General features: G+C 37.4%; 17 protein-coding genes. 12 read left to right on the top strand and 5 right to left on the bottom strand.

From position 1 onward, the window contains the following. Window positions 1–14: 14 nt before the first annotated feature. Window positions 15–1028 carry a 3-deoxy-7-phosphoheptulonate synthase gene (gene aroF, locus KH109_RS03665; protein ID WP_024065609.1) on the bottom strand — a complete coding sequence of 338 codons (1014 nt, stop codon included), beginning with the start codon at window positions 1026–1028 and terminating at the stop codon, window positions 15–17. A gap of 623 nt (window positions 1029–1651) precedes the next feature. Between aroF and KH109_RS03660 the strand changes: the two genes are divergently transcribed. From KH109_RS03660 to KH109_RS03650, 3 genes are all read left to right on the top strand, one after another. Continuing rightward, window positions 1652–2068 (top strand): GNAT family N-acetyltransferase, encoded by a 417-nt coding sequence (locus KH109_RS03660; RefSeq protein WP_295215889.1) that lies wholly within the window; start codon window positions 1652–1654, stop codon window positions 2066–2068. 92 nt (window positions 2069–2160) lie between these two features. Continuing rightward, entirely contained in the window at window positions 2161–2619 is a 459-nt protein-coding gene (locus tag KH109_RS03655) for a DIP1984 family protein (RefSeq protein WP_295215886.1), read from the top strand. A gap of 454 nt (window positions 2620–3073) precedes the next feature. Further along, on the top strand, window positions 3074–3712 hold the full coding sequence (locus tag KH109_RS03650) for a hypothetical protein (protein ID WP_295215882.1): 639 nt from the start codon (window positions 3074–3076) through the stop codon (window positions 3710–3712). A gap of 82 nt (window positions 3713–3794) precedes the next feature. Here the strand turns inward: KH109_RS03650 and KH109_RS03645 are convergent, their stop codons facing one another. Together KH109_RS03645 and KH109_RS03640 are read right to left on the bottom strand one after the other, a co-directional pair. After that, on the bottom strand, window positions 3795–4823 hold the full coding sequence (locus KH109_RS03645) for a ribonucleotide-diphosphate reductase subunit beta (RefSeq protein WP_227283476.1): 1029 nt from the start codon (window positions 4821–4823) through the stop codon (window positions 3795–3797). A 74-nt stretch (window positions 4824–4897) separates the two neighbouring features. Beyond that, on the bottom strand, window positions 4898–7180 hold the full coding sequence (locus KH109_RS03640; RefSeq protein ID WP_295215879.1) for a ribonucleoside-diphosphate reductase subunit alpha: 2283 nt from the start codon (window positions 7178–7180) through the stop codon (window positions 4898–4900). 430 nt (window positions 7181–7610) lie between these two features. On the opposite strand from KH109_RS03640, the gene KH109_RS03635 reads away from it, so the two are divergent. Beyond that, window positions 7611–8126, top strand: coding sequence for a flavodoxin family protein (locus KH109_RS03635; protein WP_295215876.1), 516 nt, complete (start codon window positions 7611–7613; stop codon window positions 8124–8126). A 138-nt stretch (window positions 8127–8264) separates the two neighbouring features. Here KH109_RS03635 and KH109_RS03630 read toward each other — a convergent pair whose 3' ends face one another. After that, window positions 8265–9824, bottom strand: a complete 1560-nt coding sequence (locus KH109_RS03630; protein WP_295215874.1) for a hypothetical protein — start codon at window positions 9822–9824, stop codon at window positions 8265–8267. Between the two features lie 145 nt (window positions 9825–9969). On the opposite strand from KH109_RS03630, the gene KH109_RS03625 reads away from it, so the two are divergent. The 8 genes from KH109_RS03625 to KH109_RS03590 all read left to right on the top strand — a co-directional run bounded on the left by KH109_RS03625 (window position 9970) and on the right by KH109_RS03590 (window position 19154). After that, a complete protein-coding gene (locus KH109_RS03625) occupies window positions 9970–11142 on the top strand; it encodes an iron-containing alcohol dehydrogenase (RefSeq protein ID WP_295215871.1) in 1173 nt (390 codons plus the stop codon). A 24-nt stretch (window positions 11143–11166) separates the two neighbouring features. Then, entirely contained in the window at window positions 11167–11649 is a 483-nt protein-coding gene (locus KH109_RS03620; RefSeq protein ID WP_295215867.1) for a hypothetical protein, read from the top strand. A gap of 378 nt (window positions 11650–12027) precedes the next feature. After that, a complete protein-coding gene (locus tag KH109_RS03615) occupies window positions 12028–12894 on the top strand; it encodes a hypothetical protein (protein ID WP_295215860.1) in 867 nt (288 codons plus the stop codon). A 199-nt stretch (window positions 12895–13093) separates the two neighbouring features. Next, window positions 13094–14413 carry a dicarboxylate/amino acid:cation symporter gene (locus KH109_RS03610; protein WP_295215852.1) on the top strand — a complete coding sequence of 440 codons (1320 nt, stop codon included), beginning with the start codon at window positions 13094–13096 and terminating at the stop codon, window positions 14411–14413. Window positions 14414–14582: 169 nt separating this feature from the next. After that, window positions 14583–15494 carry a hypothetical protein gene (locus tag KH109_RS03605; RefSeq protein WP_295215850.1) on the top strand — a complete coding sequence of 304 codons (912 nt, stop codon included), beginning with the start codon at window positions 14583–14585 and terminating at the stop codon, window positions 15492–15494. Window positions 15495–15602: 108 nt separating this feature from the next. Continuing rightward, entirely contained in the window at window positions 15603–16640 is a 1038-nt protein-coding gene (locus KH109_RS03600; protein WP_295215847.1) for a nicotinate-nucleotide--dimethylbenzimidazole phosphoribosyltransferase, read from the top strand. Between the two features lie 9 nt (window positions 16641–16649). Beyond that, window positions 16650–17963: a DUF389 domain-containing protein gene (locus tag KH109_RS03595; protein ID WP_295215844.1), complete on the top strand. Its 1314-nt coding sequence runs from the start codon at window positions 16650–16652 to the stop codon at window positions 17961–17963. Window positions 17964–18332: 369 nt separating this feature from the next. Beyond that, the gene (locus KH109_RS03590; RefSeq protein WP_060924427.1) at window positions 18333–19154 is read left to right on the top strand and encodes a MetQ/NlpA family ABC transporter substrate-binding protein; all 822 of its coding nucleotides are present in this window, start codon (window positions 18333–18335) and stop codon (window positions 19152–19154) included. 104 nt (window positions 19155–19258) lie between these two features. Here KH109_RS03590 and KH109_RS03585 read toward each other — a convergent pair whose 3' ends face one another. Then, window positions 19259–20149 (bottom strand): PocR ligand-binding domain-containing protein, encoded by an 891-nt coding sequence (locus KH109_RS03585; RefSeq protein ID WP_156719208.1) that lies wholly within the window; start codon window positions 20147–20149, stop codon window positions 19259–19261. Window positions 20150–20551 lie beyond the last annotated feature (402 nt).

Below are 20551 nucleotides of genomic sequence, written 5' to 3'. Positions count from 1 at the left end.
TGTGCTATTTAAGATTATTTAGTGCATTCTACCAATGCTTGGCGCAATGCGATAATTTCTTTCATAAGGCTAGTGAATTGGTCTGGACGTAATGCTTGAGGGCCGTCGCACAATGCTTTGGATGGATCGTTGTGAACTTCGATCATAAGGCCGTCTGCACCGCCACCTACGGATGCAAGGGAAAGTGGACGAACCATGCGGCTCATACCTGCAGCGTGGCTAGGGTCCATGATGATTGGTAAGTGAGATAATTCGTGCATCATAGGAATTGCTGTTACGTCTAATGTATTACGAGTTTTAGTTTCGAATGTGCGGATACCACGTTCGCATAATACAACTTGTTCATTGCCTTCGGACATGATGTATTCAGCAGCCATCAACCATTCTTCGTATGTAGCAGATAAACCACGTTTTAAAAGAACTGGTTTGTTTAATTTACCTACTTCTTTTAAAAGTGTGAAGTTTTGCATGTTACGAGCGCCGATTTGAAGCATATCTACATTATCGAAGTATTGTAATTGGGAAATATCCATAACTTCAGAAACGATAGGAAGACCAGTTTCTTTTTTAGCAAGTTCTAATAATTCCAAACCTTCAGGACCCATGCCTTGGAAGGAGTATGGAGAAGTACGAGGTTTGAAAGCACCGCCACGAAGAATTGTAGCGCCTGCTTCTTTACAAGCTTTTGCTGTTTCTAATACTTGTTCAGGTGTTTCTACGGAGCAAGGACCTGCCATTACTGCAAAGTGACCGCCACCAATCAATGCACCACCTACGTTGATTACAGAATCATCTGGATGGAATTTACGGTTTGCTTTTTTGTATGGTTCTTGGATGCGAGTTACTTTATCTACGAAATCAAGAGATTCGATTTGACGAGCATCAAGAGATGCAGTATCGCCGATAAGACCTAAGATGTTGTAGCGAGCGCCTTCTACTGGATGGATAATGAAGCCTTTTTCCTCTAATTCACTGCGTAAACGAGATACCTCTGTTTCTGCTGCGTTTTGTTTCAATGTAATAATCATGATAATTCCTCCTTATAACTACAGTGAATAGTAGGGCTCACCATACGGGATAGCAAACAAAAAAGGGCTACCCGTAGTTTAATACGGGTAGCCCTTTTACTATTCTAAGCAACTAATAATGACTCAATCTTAATTAGCGTACCACAAATAGTTCCTTACCCGTACGTTGGATAAAGAACCAATAAAAGTATTGTTTTGTAGCTAAGCTAATTTGGTTAGTCATCTTTGGTTGCTCCTTTCTAAAAATTATGGGTATAGTATAAACCCAAATGATAAAATTATGCAATACTTAAAAATGAATTTCATGGAAGTTTTAAAAACAATGTGCTTAATAAATTATTTGAAATGCAGATATAATAAGACTTTTTGTATAAAAATGATTTTTGCTATTCATGACTAAATTGTAGTATAATGAGTTTATAAAGAGAGCCAATCAACGTGTCGGTAGCGTTAGGCTCATCTAAAATTTGGGTAAAAATGATGCGCCTAACGTGTTAGAGGTCTAGCCACCTCATTACGTTAGGCGTTTTCATTACCTTACTTAACTAAGGCAATGATGGTAACTACGGATAACAAAAATAATTTTACACAAATAGCGATATATGAGTAGCAGTGGAGGCGATATGGTGATTCAAATTTTAGATCATATTACTGATGAAATAAAACAAATACGTATTGATGTGTTTATGAAGGAACAGGGTTTTGAAGACGAGTTCGATGAAATCGATGAGACTGCAAAGTTTGTCCTCTTATCCATAGATGGTAAGCCAGCTGGTACTTGCCGATATTTCCCCAGTGACGTAGCTGGAGATGCGCATATTGGTCGCATGGCGGTACGCAAGTTATATCGAGGACAACATCTGGGCACTAAAATTATGATGGCTGCTGAAAATGCTATCCGTCGTGATGGATATAAAACTTGCTCCTTATCCGCGCAAGTGCAGGCAAAACCATTCTACGAATCCCTAGGCTATAAAGCAGAAGGGGAAGAATACCTTGATGAAGGCTGTCCACATGTGATGATGCGGAAAGTATTATAAGAAACTAGATACTAAATACTAAATATAATAGTTTCTATTAGTTGAGTCAGTATATTAATATCCATATATTTTAAAATATGAGGTGAGAGTTTATGAAACTAGCAGAAGCATTACAAGAGCGAGCTGATTTAAATTATAAAATTAGCGATTTAGAGCTTCGTTTGACTCAAAATAGTTTAGTGCAAGAAGGGGAAGCACCGAATGAGAACCCTGAAGAGCTTTTAAAAACATTAGATCAATGTGTAACTAGACTTCAAAAGTTAATTGCAGATATTAATTTAACAAATTGCAAAACTATTGTAGAAGGTCGCTCTATTACTGAAATAATTGCGGAAAAAGATAGTGCTGCATTGCGTCTAAGTGCTTATCGGACATTGGCATCTAGTGCAGGTAGTATCAATTTCCGTGCCAGAGGGTCTGAAATCAAATTAATCCCAACCGTCAATGTCAGAGATATCCAAAAAGAAGCTGACAATATAGCAAAACAAGTTCGTTTATTGGACAATTTATTGCAGTCTGCTAACTGGATCACTGAACTGATTGAAAGCTAATATAGTTGGTAGTTTGATACAGGGTGGACACAAAACTTTTACTTTTACCAAGTGATTTATGAAGACGTTCATGGGGCGAATGCGAATCTACAGTGTAGGCCTATTTGCGCACAAATGTATTGATACAATTTACAATGTATTACCACGTGTCGACTGTACAAACGAGGGTGGCGTTGGGGACTATTTCTAAAACAATATCAAGAGATTCCTAAATATAAACGATAAAAAGATACCCAATTCAAAGTTCTGGATTGGGTATCTTTTTTGTTATTATTCTAAGTTATCAACATCAAATACCGCTGCCTATGATTATAAGTACATTAGCACAATAATATATTAAATTTATAAATAAGTATATAAAAATTATTTTTTAATTAAAGAATTATGCTATAATATAGTTAAACAATAATTATTATTTGATTATATAGAATTTCTTAAGTAAGGAGATTTAATTATGACAGCAGAACAAAAAGCAGCTACGGCAGCAACAAGTTCTACCGCAGCTAAACCAACACCTGAACAAGGTACAGACTGGATAATTTGCCGTGTATGCGGATATATTGAGGAAGCTAAGTACAGGGATCAACCTTGTCCAACATGTGGTTTCCCTCCAACAGTTTGGATGGATTACAAGCCACGTCGCATTGATTCAAAACGTGAAAAATTGCTAGATCTTCATTTACATCCAATTGCGGTACATTTTCCAATCGCAGCAACAGCAGCTTCTTTCTTAGTACCTGTTATTGCATTGTTGATTCCATCTATTGCAAATGTATTATTCCCTGCCATTACATTAGTAGCAATGATTTTACCACTTCTCGTTATTATTGGTGGTATTTCTGGTTATATTGGTAGTAAATTGCGTTACAAAACAGGAACATCTAAAATTCCTAAAGCAAAGATTTACTTAACAGTTATCTACTTTATTCTTTCCTGTGCACAAGCCTACATCGCTATCGCTAACGGTGTAAATGCTGATAACGCATGGATTATGATTATTTTAGGTATCGTAGCTTCTATCTTTGCTGCCAAACTTGGTAAAATGGGTTCCTACCTATTTGCAGGTCGATTCGGCCCATATACAGCTGGCTAACCGTTATTAACTGAGTAACCTTTATAATGAAAAAAGTGATTCTCCCACCGTGAGAATCACTTTTTCTTTTATCATTTTTTTATTATTCTAAATCATCGAAATCAAATGCCGCTGCTTTTGTATAGTTTGTAACTTTTGCTTCGAAGAAGTCAGTTTTTGTGCTATTCAAGTTGGAGAAGCTTTCGATCCATTCCATTGGATTGTCCTTGATTTCAGGGTATAGATGAGGCAAGCCGATTGCTTCTAAGCGGATATTGGCAAGGTATTTGATATAGCGTTCAATAAGAACATTGTTAAGGCCGAGGATTTTATCATCTGTGATGTATTGACCCCAAGCGATTTCGTTTTCTGCACCTTGGCGAATCATGTCGGTGATTTTTTCTTCTAGTTCAGGAGTGAACAAGTCAGGGCGTTCACGACGTAACTCGCGGATGATGTTTTGGAACAATACAAGGTGAGTTACTTCGTCGCGGTTGATGTATTTGAAAATAGTGGATGTAGCTGTCATTTTACCTTGGCGTGCCAATGTATAGAAGAAGCTAAAACCAGAGTAGAAGTAAATACCTTCTAAGATATAGTTTGCAATGATTGTGTGAATGAGGTTTGCTTCGCTAGGATCATCGCTAAAACGTTGGTATGCATCGGCGATGAAGCGATTACGTTCAAGCAATGTTTTGTCTGTACGCCATTCATCATAAATTTTGTCACGTGTAATAGGATTTGTTACAGTGTCCAAAATGTAGGAATAACTTTGGGCGTGAATTTCTTCTTGGAATGCTTGGATATTCAATAAGGATGCCACTTCAGAGGCTGTAATATAACGGCTCAAGTTAGGCAAGTTTTCAGATTGAATGGAATCAAGGAAGTTTAAGAACGCAATAATTTTATCGAATGCGCGACGTTCGTAATCTGTTAAGTATGGGAATTGCTTAACGTCTTCGTTCAAGGAAATCTCTTCAGGAATCCAGAAGTTGTTGAGCATTGTACGGTACATTTGGTTCGCCCAGTCGTACTTGATACGGTTCCATTCGCGAAGGTTTGTGGTGTTGCCGCCAATCATAGATTGCGTGCCACGTTCACCATGTTCGTTGAAAATCAGTTTTTTATCCATAGTAGGACTCCTTTATACAACGATGCGACCTATACTGCTATAGGTCGTCATCAGATTTATATACACATCTAGTATTAGGAGGAGCAGCTAGTGCACTCATCCATTTCAAGGGATTGGTTACGGATGTAGTAGATTGTTTTAATCCCTTGTTTGTAAGCCTCAACGTAAAGGTCGAGAATTTCTTTCGCTTTCATTTGAGGTGTGATGTACAAGTTGAAAGATTGTGCTTGGTCAATATGTCGCTGACGCACGCCACAAGCTTTGATGGACCATTGTTGGTCGATTGTATGCGCCTCTTTGTAGAGCCAGAATGTTTTGTTGTTCAAATCTGGTGCAGTTTTTGGTGTGAAAGAACCTTTCTTTTCTTCGATGAAGAATTTTTTGAAGATAGGGTCGATACCAGCCGTTGTGTTCGCAATGTTGGATGTAGAACCTGTAGGAGCTACGGCCATTAAGTAACCATTGCGGATACCGTATTTAGCAACATCTGCAGCCAATTGTTTCCAACGATCGGATGTGTAGCCACGACGTGTGAAGTATGCACCAGTTTCCCATTCGGAACCTTTGAATGCAGGGTATGCACCTTTTTCTTTCGCCAATTCCATGGAAGCTTTGATGGAATAGTACGCGATGTTTTCGAACAATTTGTCCGCTACTTCGATATGTTCATCAGATTCCCATTGGATATCGTGGTTTACAAGGTAGTGGTGGTAACCAGAAGTACCAAGACCGATAGCACGGTATTTATTAGAAGTCATGCGAGATTCTGGTACTGGTGCTTGGTTGATGGAAATAACATTGTCTAACATGCGGATTTGAAGAGCGATATTTTCTTCTAATTCTTCGTCAGAAATGCGACCAAGGCTGATGGAGTTCAAGTTACATGTAACCATGTCGCCTGTATTTGTTTTAGTAGTGATAGTGCCGTCTTCGTTGATAATTTCTTCAGCAAGGTTTGTGAAGCCAACGTTTTGTGCGATTTCGTGGCATAAGTTAGACGCGTAAATCATACCTGCATGTTTGTTAGGGTTTGCAGCGTTTACAGTATCGCGGAAGAAGATGAATGGTGTGCCAGTTTCAACAGCGGAGCGCATGATTTTTTTCATCATGTCTAGTGCTGGCACTTCGATACCGTGTAAGTTCGGATCTTGTTCACATTCAAGGTAACGTTTTGTGAACTCTTTGTTATCGTCTGTGTCGTAGAAGTCCTCTAGAGCATAGCCTTTTACAGCCAAGATTTCATGAGGGTCGAAGAGAGTAAAGTTTTCACGAGCAATCATGCGTTCCATGAAGATGTTTGGAACAGAGATAGCAGGAAAGATATCGTGTGCTTTACGACGGTCGTCACCATTGTTTGTACGAAGCTCTACGAATTCGTAAAAGTCTTTGTGCCAAATATCAAGTGTTACTGTGGCGCCGCCTTTACGTTTACCTAATTGGTCTACGGCAACTGCTGTATCGTTGTACAAACGGATCCAAGGAATAACGCCACCAGAGGAGTTTTTGAAACCGCGGATATCGGAGTTCAATGCACGAACTTTACCAAGGTAGATACCAAGAGCACCACCGTGTTTAGATACGCGGGAGAACTTGCTGTTTACGTCGTAAATGGACCATAAGTTATCATCTACACCAGAGATAAAGCAAGAGGACAATTGATGGAATGGTGTACCTGCATTTGCCAATGTAGGTGTAGCTGTTGTCATTTTTAACTGGCTCATCAAATCGTAGAATTTCTTAGCGTATTCTACTTTGTTTTCGCCCTCTACCAATGCCAAGTGCATTGCTATAGCCATGAAACGTTCTTGAGGCAATTCATAGATTTCTTTGTTGAAGCCTTTTACCAAGTAACGGTCAGCTAATAATTTAAGACCTTCATAGTTGAAGAGATAGTCGCGCTTAGGTTTAATGTAATCGCCTAACTCTTGCAATTCGTCTGCTGTATATTCTGTAACGAAGAAGTCCGCGTATTTTTTCTCTTCTACAAGCATATGTACAAGATTTGGGAAGTTGCCATAGCCGAACGCTTTATAGCGACGAGTGATAGCAGCTTCTTTATAGAGGTCGAACAAGAATAGACGAGCCGCTACGAATTGCCAATCTTGGTTCATTTTATTAACTTGGTTGCCGAAGCCATCGTCTTTTTTAGAGATAACCTTTTCGATAGCTGTTTGTACTAAAGTTTTTTGAATTTCTTTAGTTGTCATACCATCAACGAATTGTAACTTCGCATCCATTTCCAATTCTAGTGGATCACAAGAATCTAACCCCAAACATGCGAAGGCAATCATACGTTTCGTTTTTTCAACGGATAAAGGCTCGAAATGGCCATCCCGTTTCTTGATCATAATCTCCATTACTGTTCCCCTTGAGTCTTAAAAGTAATAAAACTGTTAATCTAAGCATATATAAGATTAGACTGAAAAGTATAAAATATCTTTAAGTTAAGTCTAATCAGAAAAATAAGAAAACTACAATATATGGTAGTTTTCTTACTAAGCTTATACATTATGTTACGATTATAGCGGAAAAATTCTATACATTCAATATTGACATTTAGAAAATTATGAATATAGTATGCTTAAATTTATCGATATAGTTATAAATGCTAGAAAGTATTATATAAAGAGCATATATGATGATTTTGAATGATGTATCTCTTTTGAGAATAGTTAAATAGTACGTATCAATATATAAAATTCCGTTCTATATACTATTGTGATTTATTTTATTAAAAGCATGTCATACATGTCCTATAATAGATATATAGTAAATAGGAGGTAAGACATGAAGTCTATTGTTATATATTCATCCCTTACGGGAAATACTAAACAAGTGGCAAAGGCTATTACTAGCGTATTGCCAGTAGGTACACCATGTGTGTCCATGAAAGAATTGCCTTCCGATATAGCATCCTATGATCTTGTGTTTGCAGGATTTTGGGTGGATAAAGGGACAGCTAATAAAGAAGCTCGTGATGTACTATGCACATTACATAACCCTCACATTGCTCTGTTTGCCACGGCTGGTGTTCCACCGCAAATGGCACATGCTAAGGAGAGCTTAATTAATGCAGCAAATTGTTTACCAGATGGCGTAGAGCCTGTAGGGACCTTTATCTGCCAAGGTAAGGTAGATCCTAAGGTCATCGAAATGATGTACAAGATGTTCCCAAAAGGGCATAGCCACGGTCAATCTGCTGATCGCGATGCACGTCACAAACAAGCTGCAGTACACCCAAATGAAGACGATTTTAAAGCGGCCCAAGACTTTGCTAAAGATATTCTTATAAAGCTTAGTTAACAAATAAATATAAAGCTTAGTTAACGCATAAAAGCAGTACCCCTTTCGGGGTACTGCTTTTGTACTATTACAATATTATATTGTGCTTACTATTACAATAAGATATTGTTTCTTTATTATATTTATGATTATAGAATCTTAGTTATATAGTACATTAAATTTAAGTTTACGTGTATCGAATTGGTTTATGAAGTACGACGTAATCAATAGCTTATATCCATTGCCTTCTATAATGACAGGATCGACAGCTGTTTTATCAACTGTAAGGAACTTATCATAAATATGATGAACCTCTGTTACTCCATTTGGTAGAGACACCTCTAAATCAAGGCCGTTGTTGAGGAACTTGAAGGAGATGGAGTCGAAGTTGGCAGATTCTACTTGGTATTCCTTAAGGTCTCTTTCGTAGACTATTAATTCGATATTTTCAATGTATTTATCGTAGCCTGCAATAGAAATAACCTTCGGTGCAGTTATAGCATCAAAATTAATATATTCAACTCGTCTGCCGTTCATTGGATTTGTATCTGGCAGTTTTAAATCGTCCACAGGTACATATGGTGTGCCGTAGTCTGTGAAGTTAGGATCAAAAGTGGCTGCTATTGGTAGGCTTGCATGCCATTCGCCATCAACTTTAGTATAGGTCACAAATTCACGATACGTTGTATAGCCTATGAATGGTGTTAAGAGAACAGCACCTAAGGTAAGAGCCATAACTGTTGTGTGTACAGAAGGTTTTAAACCTTTCACAAGAGAATATACATTATGTGCTAAGAAGATTAGATTGAATGCACTCACGTAAATTGTATTGAGCCAGAGAATTGGTTCATTAATAACACGCTTACCGATAAGGACTAAGCACAATGTAGTTAACGTAATGAACAAGAAGCATAGGATTTGCTGAGTTCTGCTACTTTCACTAGTTCTAAAGCTAGCCAAGTAGAATAGGTAGAAAATAGCTACATACGGATAATAGGTGTAGAAGAAACGCGTATCATCTCGAAGCCCTAACAGAATCAAGACTAAATAGATATTAGCTAGAATGCCTGTAATAATGGACGCCTTAGGCAAGATGATGCCGAATACAACAGTAAAAAATGAGTTTGGTGCTGGAGGACCTGCGGGGTCCTCTTTGTAAGAACATACCATAGATAGACAAATGAATATATTAATGGATGCGAGTACCTTAAAAATGGTTTCTTCAAAGTTGAATGGTTGGTCCACGATGATGAAGAAGAACCATAAACTCATGATGATAACAATGTTATATAGAGTAGACGTAACAAGGGTGATGCCAATCCGTTTGATGCGGTTAATGATTTCACCGATGTAGTGTTCACCGGGCGATGTGAAATACAAGGCAATCATGGAGTACAGCCATAGGTACGATATATTTTCCGTAGCCAGCTCAATACCTCGCACATAGCTATAGCTTTCGTGAATCATATAAAGGCCAACGCTGATTCCGATACTTGCCAAGGTATATAAAATGGAAAACTTTCGGGTTCTTGTTATATAGCTTTGTAATATAACGATAAAGAAATACAGTGAGTATAGCTTAAGATCAATGTCGGAAAACCAATCTTGTTCAATATACAACGGTGTACATGAAAATACGGCAATCAATACCAGCAGTATAGGCGACTGTGTTGCTAGGTCCCGCAGCGAAGACCATAAATGTTTAATAGCAAATTTCATAGATTCTCTCCCTCTATAAATATAAATATCCCCTCTTATTATTAGTATACCTGTTTTCTGGTGAAAGCCCTATGAGGTTTTACATGCTTTTAAATATCCTTTACAATAACACTAAGAACTAGTTTTCAAAGAAAGAGGTTGTCACATGGAATTCTCTTATTTTTTACCTGTAAACATCCAATTTGGTTGGGATAAAGTAGATAGTGTTGCTGATTTTGTTAAACCTTATGGCAAGAAGGCCCTCATCGTAACAGGTCGTACTAGTGCTAAAAAATCTGGTTTGTATGACCGGGTGGTAGCAAAGCTTGATGCGGCTCATATTGACCATGTGTTGTTTGATCAAGTTGATGCTAATCCATTAACCACGACAGCCTTAGACGGCGCTGCGTTAGCTAAATCTGAAAGTTGCGATATGGTTATTGCTATCGGCGGTGGTTCCATCATGGACTGTGCAAAGGGCATTGCCTTTATGGCCGTAAACGATGGCGATATTAACGATTATATCTTTAATCGTAAAACGAGCGATAATGCATTACCACTTATTGTTATTCCTACAACATGTGGTACAGGCTCTGAAGGCAACGGTTTTGGTGTTCTTACTAATCCTGAAACAGGTGATAAGAAATCCTTACGCTGCAATGCTATTGTGCCAAAGGTTTCTATTGTAGATCCTGCTGTAATGGGTACAATGCCACCTCATGTATTGGCATCTGTTGGTTTTGATGCACTATGCCATAATATTGAGGCCTATACCTCTAAAACAGCGCAACCTTTTACCGATGCATTGGCTCATTATGCGGTGACATTATTAGCACAATATCTTGTACCTCTATATAAACATGTGAAAGCCGTTGCTAATGGTAAACCTGAAGTACTGAGCGAAAAACAACTCACAAAAGCTTGGGAAGCTATAACCCTTGCTAGCACCATTGGTGGTATGGTAATCAATACGGCAGGTGTAACACTAGCCCATGGTATGGAACACCCTGCCAGTGGTCTTAAGGATATTACCCATGGTGTAGGCCTTGCTGTTATAGAACCTGTTGCAGTGGAATATACATGGAGTGCAAACCCTGATAAATTTGGTGTCTTAGCTCGGACATTTAATCACGGAGATGGTTCCGAACTAGGTGAAGCATTACGCTTAATCGTACATGACTTAGACCTTACTACAAACCTTACAGAATTAGGCTTTACAAAAAAAGATATTCCATGGCTTGTAGATAATGTATACGTTGTAGCTACAGGCAATATTGCTAATACCGTAGCTGACGTGAGTCGTGAAGATATTGAAGCGTTGTATAAGAAAATGTTCTAAGTGTTGTCATAATAGGAGAGAGTTTTGTTCCAAGGATTTTATGGCCTATTAACGGTAATGCTATGCGTGTTGTTTGCAATTGTGGTAGTGCTATTTAATATAGCGCCTATTACATATATTGTTTTTAGTATAGCCATAGTGTTGAGTGTATTTTTACAATATAGGCGTTTTAAGAAGCAGTCTATATCTGAAAAAAGACACACTCAGTTGGCTTGGTGCTTGTATATTGCCTTTACTCTCAGCTTTTCTTGGCTAATAGGTGATTGGTTTAAGTACGATTTGCAAACAAGTCTTGATCAATTTGGTTCTTTCGAGTATAGCACAAAGGATTGGAATCAAGGATGGCCCAATAGTGAAGAACTGCCGGAGGGGTTAAAACGACCAGAGAAACTTCCAGAAGGTATTTATAGAGCCTCTGCTTATCGTAGTAGTTTAGCTTGGGCTAATGCATATCCGTATCGTTATGCAGTTCTGGAGGGAGACCCAAAAGTAATTGCTCAATATTAGGCGATAGCAAAACAAAATGCAGTTTATACAGCACAAATTGATGCGGATGGTGTATTACGTGAGTTAGATACTGGGGAGAAAAAGCGTTTTATATCTCACCCTAATAGCTATAATATTGTAGAGAGTATAGAAGAAGAATCCCTCAATTTGCCAGAACGGACTTTTATTGAGTGGCTACGCTTTGCACCTCGAAAAGAAACAAAAACAGTGGTGAAGGACACATATAATTCTACTCGAAATCATAGATTATATGTGTTTGTAGATGATGGGAATACTAAAAGGCCTCATTTTGTGGAACTTTTGATTAGTAATGATGGGACACGGGCGGTGTTTTATCAATCTAAGTAATTTGAGTAGGTATTGTTGTGGAGAGCGTAAATGCAACAGTGTTTAATTTACTTGAAGAAAGTGTTTTTTTCTGCTCCTTATAGAAAGAGTATATGGTTCTTTATAACTCTTTGGGTACTAACATTTTTACTCTCGGATGAGATATCATATTCTGGGTTATACTATCTGATTTTGTTAGTAGCTACGATTGTATTGTTGTTTGAGAAATGTGGAATAATTGATAGTGAGAACGCTAAACGAAAAAGATTTTTAACATATTTTTATGTAATCTTTTTTCTATGTATGCTTCCTACATTAGCTGTTACCTTAGTGTTTTCTGCTGTAGGAATATCCCATTATGATATACAACGTTGGCACTCTACTTGGCCCTCATCTAAGGCGGGGTATATTCCGGCTCCATTACAAGCACCTAAGTTTTTACCTGAGAGTTTGAAAGTAGTTTCTTCTGCTGAAGTAATTGGAATAGGAGGGAATCAAAGCTGTTTAGTATTAGATGGTGATAAAGCAACGATTTCACGGTATGAGGAAACTGTTAAAGCTAATGCTTGGTATACGTTTATAAATGGCAGAGACAAGGATACTACAGTTGAAGTACTTAATTCGTTTACATATCCAAAAGATAAAAATGTATTGGTTAGTGACATAGACAATTATTATGAGATTATTACCATTAAACGACAAAATTGGAAATTATTTCCCTGGTTAATTAATGGTGTACAAAGTGTCGGCGATGATCCTAACGAAGATTTTTACTATAGTACTCGAGTATCAGCTGAGAAATATGTAGTATATGTTGTTTACCATAACTTTGATCATGACCAGCCAAGAGTGATTTACTTTATGTTTAATCCGGAACGAACGCGAATGATTACTGTAGATATAGATATGTATCATTAGAGTTGGGTAGACTTTGTATATAAAATTTGGAACAATACTTGAATATATTCTAATATATTCAAGTATTGTAATTGACAGCATTAAAACATATCTTTATAATGTGAATTAAAGATAGACTAGGATATAGCAATAATCCCAGCCGTATGGCTGGGATTTCTTTTTTGGTCTATAGTAGTTTAGTTTTTAGAGAGGTGTTTTTATGGCAGATCAAAACAACAAAAATGTCGATGCCTTAGCGCAAGAGATTACCTTGAAAAGTCGAGGTCAAGGTAAATTACGTCAGTTTATTTTATGGATGGGTGCTCTTATTATCGGTGCTATCTTGGGATGGCAACATATTCCAGCATTAAATGAATTGTTTAATTTTATTGCAGCTGTGTTTACACGTTTATTCCAATTCATTGCAATTCCAACGGTATCATTAGCAGTAATTACTACATTATCCATGTTGGGTGCTAAGAAGGATACAGGCCGTATCTTTGGCCATGCTGTCACCTATACATTGTTGACAACAATTTGTGCAGCCGCTGTTGGACTTGGTTTATTCCTTTGGATTGCTCCAGGTAACTTACCACTTGATGTAATCGGTGCTGGTGCAGCACAAGTACCTGAAAAACTAGGTCATGTAACATATTATGATCACTTCTTATCTGTTATTCCTAATAATATTTTGAAACCATATTTGGAAGGTAACGTATTGTCCGTTATGTTTATCTCCGCTTCCGTTGGTTTAGCTTTTGCGTTTATGCCTCGTACAGAAGGTCGCGAAGCAGTATTAAAAGTATTGTTCGGTTTACAAGAATTACTATTTACATTGATTAAAGCATTACTTTATGTATTGCCAATCGGTATCCTTGCTTTTGCAGGTCAATTATCTGCTCAAATCGAAGCGGGCGTCATCGTTGGCGCTTTAGGTAAATACACTGCTGTTGTTATCGGTGGTAACTTGATCCAATTCTTTATCGTAATTCCATTGTTCTTGTTGTTCCGTGGCTTAAACCCTGTGGATGTATTCCGTAAAATGTCCCCAGCTGTAGCTGTTGCGTTGTTCACTAAATCCTCTGCTGCAACATTGCCTGTAACATTGGCGTCTGCTGAGGATAATTTGAAAGCTCACCCTGCAGTAGCTCGTTTCGTATTACCAATTTGTACAACAATTAATATGAATGGTTGTGCAGCGTTCATCCTTGTAACATCCTTATTCGTAATGCAAAACGCAGGTATTGAATTGACTATGGGCACAATGATTGCTTGGTTATTCATTGCTGTTCTTGCTGCTATTGGTAATGCTGGTGTTCCAATGGGGTGTTACTTCTTAACATTGTCCTTAATGAGCTCCATCGGTGCACCAATCGGCTTGCTTGGTATCATCTTGCCAATCTATACGATTATCGACATGATCGAAACTGCTGAAAACGTATGGTCTGATGCATCCGTATGTGCTATGGTTGACCATGATCTTCAAGGCAAATTGGATGACTCTAGCGGCGACGACATGCCTCAATTCCAAGGCGCTTAATGTTAGCAGCTAGATAAATTAAAGCAAATATTTAATTATATAACTCTAATAAAAGGTTATCCTGTAATGGGATAACCTTTTTTGATGACTCTACAAGTATTAAAAGGTACAATATTAATAGAGTTTTACATTTATTATAGGGACTTTTATATAGTTAAGGAGTTGTATTGTGAAAAGAATATATTCATACCTTGCTGCACTGTTAATGCTAAGTCTTATGGTTTCACAAGTACATGCCAAAGAGCAGGTTACTCAAAATGATATTTCTGGTAGTGCTAAAGAGAAGTGCGTTAGTAGTGAACAAACTAATGATAAGATTGAAGCTGATTTACAAAGACATTTGGAACGAATGAGGACCGAGGACATAGCTAAGGGATATTTACGTGAAGAAGAAGGGTATGCTCAAGAATTAAGTTTAGTTCGGGGCAGATTGTATCATTCAACGGATAAGCTCATTCATGATGAGAGAAAGACTACTCTTTTATCGTATCCTGTGGGAAGCAAGGTTCCTTGTAAGAAGAATTTAAATGATATAGATTCATATACAGACATTATTACTCGTAAAGGCATGACATTCCGCATTCCCAAAGGTGCAGAGTTGAAGATGTTCTATATATTAGATAACAATACTTTTATAGTGTATGAGACAGGAGATATTTGGTATTCTATTCAGATTATTCCTTTAGATGTAGATCATCCTGATAATAAAGATATAGAAAATAAGGTACTTGTAGATAAAGAGTATAATTTTTATCACACATTGCAAGTATATTGGCGTATGTGGGGAATCTTTGATGAGTTACAAAACCCTACTTATTCAGCGGTATGGAATAATGGCTTGCCAGGAATGTTAGTGGATTCATACAATCCAGATAAGAAATCTAATTTACTGTTTGCTGCATATGATGGACGGTATGCTGTATTTAATCAGCTTGTATATAATCCAAGTACGAGTCCTTTTACTCATGAGCAGTTAAGAAACACGATTGAATATTTTGATTCTAATAACAATCCAGAGTTTAAGGCTAAAAAGCATAGATTATTCCCTGATGAGAGGATAATTCGTATATATGAGTACTAGTACAAACCTTATATTACTAGATATATAATTTGTGTTATACTTTTATATAGAATAATATCGAATTAGTAGAAGGCTAGTTGGCATATTCTGTGCAGACTAGAGATTAGAATGAAAGATAAGTCAGTATTACCAATTGAGGAACAATTAAATAGATTTCTTCAATCGAAATGCTTGATCCCAGGTGGTCTAGGCTTGTGGGAGGATTATTTCCGCAAGATTTGTACGGCTTGGGGTGAGATCAATGGCGAAATTCGACCACAGCATATCATATTCTCCGCCGATAATGGTTGTAATATGGAAGGCTATGTAGGTTATAACTATGAGGTAACGCAAAAGCAGTCGCGTAATATGCTCTTGGGTCGTTCGTCGGCTACACAGTTTTGTAACTTTAACAATATTCCTTATGAAGTTGTGGATGTAGGAATTGCCTCAGATGATGGCATCGGAGTGAATCGCAAGGTCGCAAAGGGGACAAAGAATATATTAAATCATCCTGCTATGACTGAGGATGAATTTAATCGTGCCTTTCAATCTGGCTATGAACGAGTTGAACATTATGTAAAGCAAGGGATAAATCTTTTTTCTTTTGGTGAAATGGGACTTGGTAATACGACGACTTCTGCCTGTGTGTTGTCTGCCTTAACTGGAGCTGATCCCACTGAAACAGTAGGCCCCGGTTCTTGGCCGAATAAACCAGATTTGATGAAGCGTAAAATTGATTTTGTGCGCGCTGTATTAGATAAGCATAAGGCTAATATTGTTTCTGAAAGTGAGCCTGATCGAATTCGTAAAATTGTGGCCCATGTAGGGGGCTTTGATATTGCAGCTATTCTTGGAGCTATGCTCGCTTGTGTTGAGTTTAAAAAGCCCTTCGTCATTGATGGCTTTATTACATCGGTAGCGGCGGCTTGTGCGGTACATATAAATGATCGTGTTAAGGAGTATGCATTACCATCTCATAACTCTCGAGAAAAGGGAACAGAACTTGCGTTAGATGAGGTGGGAATTACTCAAGACATGGTTCCCATCCAAGCACAAATGTCGATGGGGGAAGGCACGGGGGCCATCTTGATGGTACAAATGCTCAAAACTACACAGCATATGTTTGTACATGTGGGCACCTTTGCGGATTTGATGAAATTATAAGGAGAACGAATGGAACTAAATAAATACTTTGATATACATTTTGAGCGCGCCGATGATGCAACTATTGCTAAAAGATTGATAGGTGGGGCTAAGATTAAGGGACCTGCGTTGGTTACCCTGATTCTCTCCATATTTATCGCCTCTATTGGGTTGAATATGAATAGTACGGCAGTTGTTATTGGTGCTATGCTTATATCGCCGTTGATGGGACCTATTTTAGCAACTGGTTTTGGCTTTGCTACGCTTAATTTTACAGTTGTAAAAAGCGGTATTTTAAGATTGTCCTTACAGGTTACGATTGCTGTTTTGGCATCTGCTTTATATTTTTATATTTCTCCCGTTCAGGCGGCTACATCTGAACTATTAGCACGTACAGAACCGAATATTTTTGATGTATTCATTGCTATATTTGGTGGGTTAGCTGGGATTATTGGGCAAACGCGTAAGACCTTAGATAATGTTATACCAGGTGTTGCGATTGCGACTGCACTTATGCCACCACTATGTACGGCAGGATATGGACTGGCTAATGGAAATTGGCAATATTTCATTGGGGCTGGCTATCTATTCTTTATAAATGCATTCTTCATCTTCTTTGCATCTTTTATTGTTTTAAAGGGTGTATATAGTTTGCCATTCCATAAACAAGCAGAAGAGGTTAATCGTCGTAACCAGCTAATATTTCTCGTGATTGGTCTTATTATGGCTATACCAAGTATTTATGCAGGCTATGATATGACCATCAAGTATTCTGAGTCAAATCATATGGAGCAGTTTATTAAGAATGATATTAATCAAGAGGGACGTCGACAAGTGATTGATTATTCATTGGATCAAACGAATAAGCTAGTAGACATAGTAGTTATAGGAGCTCCTGTGACTTCAGAGGAGCGAGCCCAGTTGGATGATAAGTTACAGAAAGATGAGTACTTGCAACCTTATACATTACGATTTGTTAATAGCGTAGATGAGCAAAAATCTGCGGTGGATAAGACGAACTTGAATAAATCTTCAGAGAATCTTGAAACATATAAAAACTTGAATAATCTATACCAGCCGACTTATCAATTAGTAAGTGAAACTATAAATACTATGAAAACGACAGAAGCTGAAGCAAAGGCGTTATTCCCATTTGTAAGCAAAGTGGAAGGCATGCCTTTAATAGATAATCTAGAACAGCCTAAAGCGAGTCGCTATATGGTGATTATCCATACTACATCCACTGTATCTGATGCAGATTCGGAACGAATAAAAGCTTGGTTAGAGGCTAAATTATCAGCACCTGTAACTATTTCTATCGAGCAAACAACGTCAACTTTATAAGTTGATTTTTGGATTTTGATTAGATTGTTTATTATATAGAGCGATATTTATAACGGTACTAAGATTGATTGTACCTATTAGGTATATTACCTAGTAGTACGGGGAATCATCTTAGTACCGTTTTTATGTACTTGGCATAGCTAAATGTAATTACTCTTATCTTGCTATAGATTAAAGTTATATTAATACATATATAAAATCTATTATACTAGTAGGAATTAAATTGATATACTTACTACATCGAAATTATTAAATAATCAAATGTAGATACAAGATAAGAAAAATAGATTTATTATAATATCTACGAATGTTGTATACGTATGAGTCCTCGTCCGAGATGTAGGTTTTCATCGTAGATAGGAGGATTACATGAAAAAATGGTTAGCATTAGCTGCGACGGCCGTACTAGGTGCGTCCTTATTGATTAGTGGTTGTGGTTCTTCCACAAATAACGCGAGCTCTAGTGGCTCTAAAGAGGTATTAAAGGTAGCAGCAAATCCTGTACCTCATGCTGAAATTTTAGAACAAGTTAAACCTATTTTGGCTAAGGAAGGTGTAGACTTACAAATCGTTGAATTTACAGACTACATCCAACCAAATATGGCTCTATCTAGCCATGAAGTAGATGCAAATTTCTTTGCAAATGTACCTTACCAAAATAACTACAATAAAGATCATGGCACAAACTTTGTAAGCTTTGCACCAGTTCACATCGAACCATTGGCTATCTACTCTCAAAAAATTAAAGATTTGAAAGACTTGCCAAATGGTGCAAAAGTAGCAATTCCATCTGATCCAACAAACAGTGCTCGTGCACTTCTCTTGTTGCAAAGTGCTGGTCTAGTAACTTTGAAAGATCCAACTGGTTTGACTAACACACCATTTGATATAACTAGCAATCCTAAAAATATTCAAATTACTGAGTTAGAAGCAGCTCAAATTCCTCGTTCCATCCAAGACTTAGATGCAGCAGTAATCAATGCTAACTATGCATTGCCAGCTGGTCTTAATCCTACAAAAGATGGCTTATTCGTAGAAAAAGCTGACTCTCCATATGCAAATCTTCTTTCTGTTAACCCTGGTGATGAAAATAAACCAGCTATCCAAAAATTAGCTAAAGCATTACAATCTCCAGAAGTTAAGAAGTTCATCGAAGAACACTACAAGGGAGCTATCATCCCAGCGTTCTAATTAATCGTTAATAATATATGTATCTGATACAATACCTTCTCATGACAAACTCTATAGATACGAAAAAGGCGTAACACCATTGGTGTTACGCCTTTTTTATTATATTATGCATGAATTGGTTTTGCATATTTTTTCCGATATGAATGTGGTGTTTCAGTGGTAGCCATTTTGAAAATTTTACAGAAATAACTAGTTCTATTATAGCCCAATGTTTTACTAATCTGATTAACTGTTAGTTGGGAATATACTAATAGTTTTTTTGCTTCTTGTATGCGCAATAGTGTTATATATTGCACTACTGAAAGTCCTGTATCATCTTTAAAAATCTTAGAGAAGTAGGACTCACTTAAATGAATATGTTCCGAAATCCTTCTGAGCGACACTCGTTTGCCCAGATTTTTTTCTATATATAACATAGCCTTTCGAATTTCTGGACGATTAATAGGTCGTTCAGACTCCACAAAGTCTGGCAATTGTTCATAAGGCATCTCTTCTGCTATGGCATCGTTAAATGGGAAGTAGTGTTCTACCAAAATCCGTAAAACCTTTGTAGCACTGTAAATTTGTTCGGCTGTCAAAACTGGTAAGGTCCGATATAAGGCTCGAAGTTTGGTGTCATCATGCCAATCGGTTTGGGTCGGAAGAATAGGTTTGATCGTTGTATCTTCTGTTTTTGTTTGTCCTGCCATGATGAAGCCTAAGATGGCGCCATCTTTCATGATGGGCACAGAGAAATCTATAAGGCCCATGTGACAGCGATACGGGCAGGATGATAGTTCTTTTGTAGCATCTAGGCCACCATATAAGTCGCATTGATTGCAGCGCTTGGCATAGATTGGATTGCGCCTTACGACCTTACAAAATGGAGAAAAGTTATATTCTTGAGATAACACTTTTCCACGATTATTAACAAAAATAGCAGCAATCTTTGTTATGTTTGTGAAATCGCGCATGATTTCATTGATAAGCTTAGTATCTTCATTCGTACAAATCATGGTAAAACCTCCAATCACAAATGTGTTAAGAGGGCTAGTAAGCACACCGCTAAATAGCTCTACTTGCTCTCTATCTAAAGGGTAGGCTCTAAACCTGAGAAAAGAGAAAAGTGACATACCACCTAAAATTCATATACCTATAAAATTACGTTATTTCTTGCTTCTATATGTATAAGTATAACAGGATTGTCGTATTTTAGTAATAGAAAAATCGCATTTTACGAATATACATAAAAAAGTTGCATTTAATAATTTTTATAATAAAGATAGATAAAAGCCTTATAGTACATGTATTTAGAAAGGGTTGAGTCCGATGGGTTGTGACTGAATAGCAAGGCATGCTCTATAGTAATATATGGTGTACAGAATTTAGGGTTGCATACATATGAATGATTAAAGAAA

The organism is Veillonella sp., assembly GCF_018381775.1.
GTDB lineage: Bacteria > Bacillota > Negativicutes > Veillonellales > Veillonellaceae > Veillonella.
Note: the sequence above shows the minus strand (reverse complement) of the source record. Positions and strands in the feature narration are given on the sequence as shown.

Bases quoted from the DNA above. Each gene is read 5' to 3' on its own strand.
- aroF (WP_024065609.1), bottom strand. From the start codon at position 1,028: ATGATTATTACATTGAAACAAAACGCAGCAGAAACAGAGGTATCTCGT.
- KH109_RS03660 (WP_295215889.1), top strand. From the start codon at position 1,652: ATGGTGATTCAAATTTTAGATCATATTACTGATGAAATAAAACAAATA.
- KH109_RS03655 (WP_295215886.1), top strand. From the start codon at position 2,161: ATGAAACTAGCAGAAGCATTACAAGAGCGAGCTGATTTAAATTATAAA.
- KH109_RS03650 (WP_295215882.1), top strand. From the start codon at position 3,074: ATGACAGCAGAACAAAAAGCAGCTACGGCAGCAACAAGTTCTACCGCA.
- KH109_RS03645 (WP_227283476.1), bottom strand. From the start codon at position 4,823: ATGGATAAAAAACTGATTTTCAACGAACATGGTGAACGTGGCACGCAA.
- KH109_RS03640 (WP_295215879.1), bottom strand. From the start codon at position 7,180: ATGGAGATTATGATCAAGAAACGGGATGGCCATTTCGAGCCTTTATCC.
- KH109_RS03635 (WP_295215876.1), top strand. From the start codon at position 7,611: ATGAAGTCTATTGTTATATATTCATCCCTTACGGGAAATACTAAACAA.
- KH109_RS03630 (WP_295215874.1), bottom strand. From the start codon at position 9,824: ATGAAATTTGCTATTAAACATTTATGGTCTTCGCTGCGGGACCTAGCA.
- KH109_RS03625 (WP_295215871.1), top strand. From the start codon at position 9,970: ATGGAATTCTCTTATTTTTTACCTGTAAACATCCAATTTGGTTGGGAT.
- KH109_RS03615 (WP_295215860.1), top strand. From the start codon at position 12,028: ATGCAACAGTGTTTAATTTACTTGAAGAAAGTGTTTTTTTCTGCTCCT.
- KH109_RS03610 (WP_295215852.1), top strand. From the start codon at position 13,094: ATGGCAGATCAAAACAACAAAAATGTCGATGCCTTAGCGCAAGAGATT.
- KH109_RS03600 (WP_295215847.1), top strand. From the start codon at position 15,603: ATGAAAGATAAGTCAGTATTACCAATTGAGGAACAATTAAATAGATTT.
- KH109_RS03595 (WP_295215844.1), top strand. From the start codon at position 16,650: ATGGAACTAAATAAATACTTTGATATACATTTTGAGCGCGCCGATGAT.
- KH109_RS03590 (WP_060924427.1), top strand. From the start codon at position 18,333: ATGAAAAAATGGTTAGCATTAGCTGCGACGGCCGTACTAGGTGCGTCC.
- KH109_RS03585 (WP_156719208.1), bottom strand. From the start codon at position 20,149: ATGATTTGTACGAATGAAGATACTAAGCTTATCAATGAAATCATGCGC.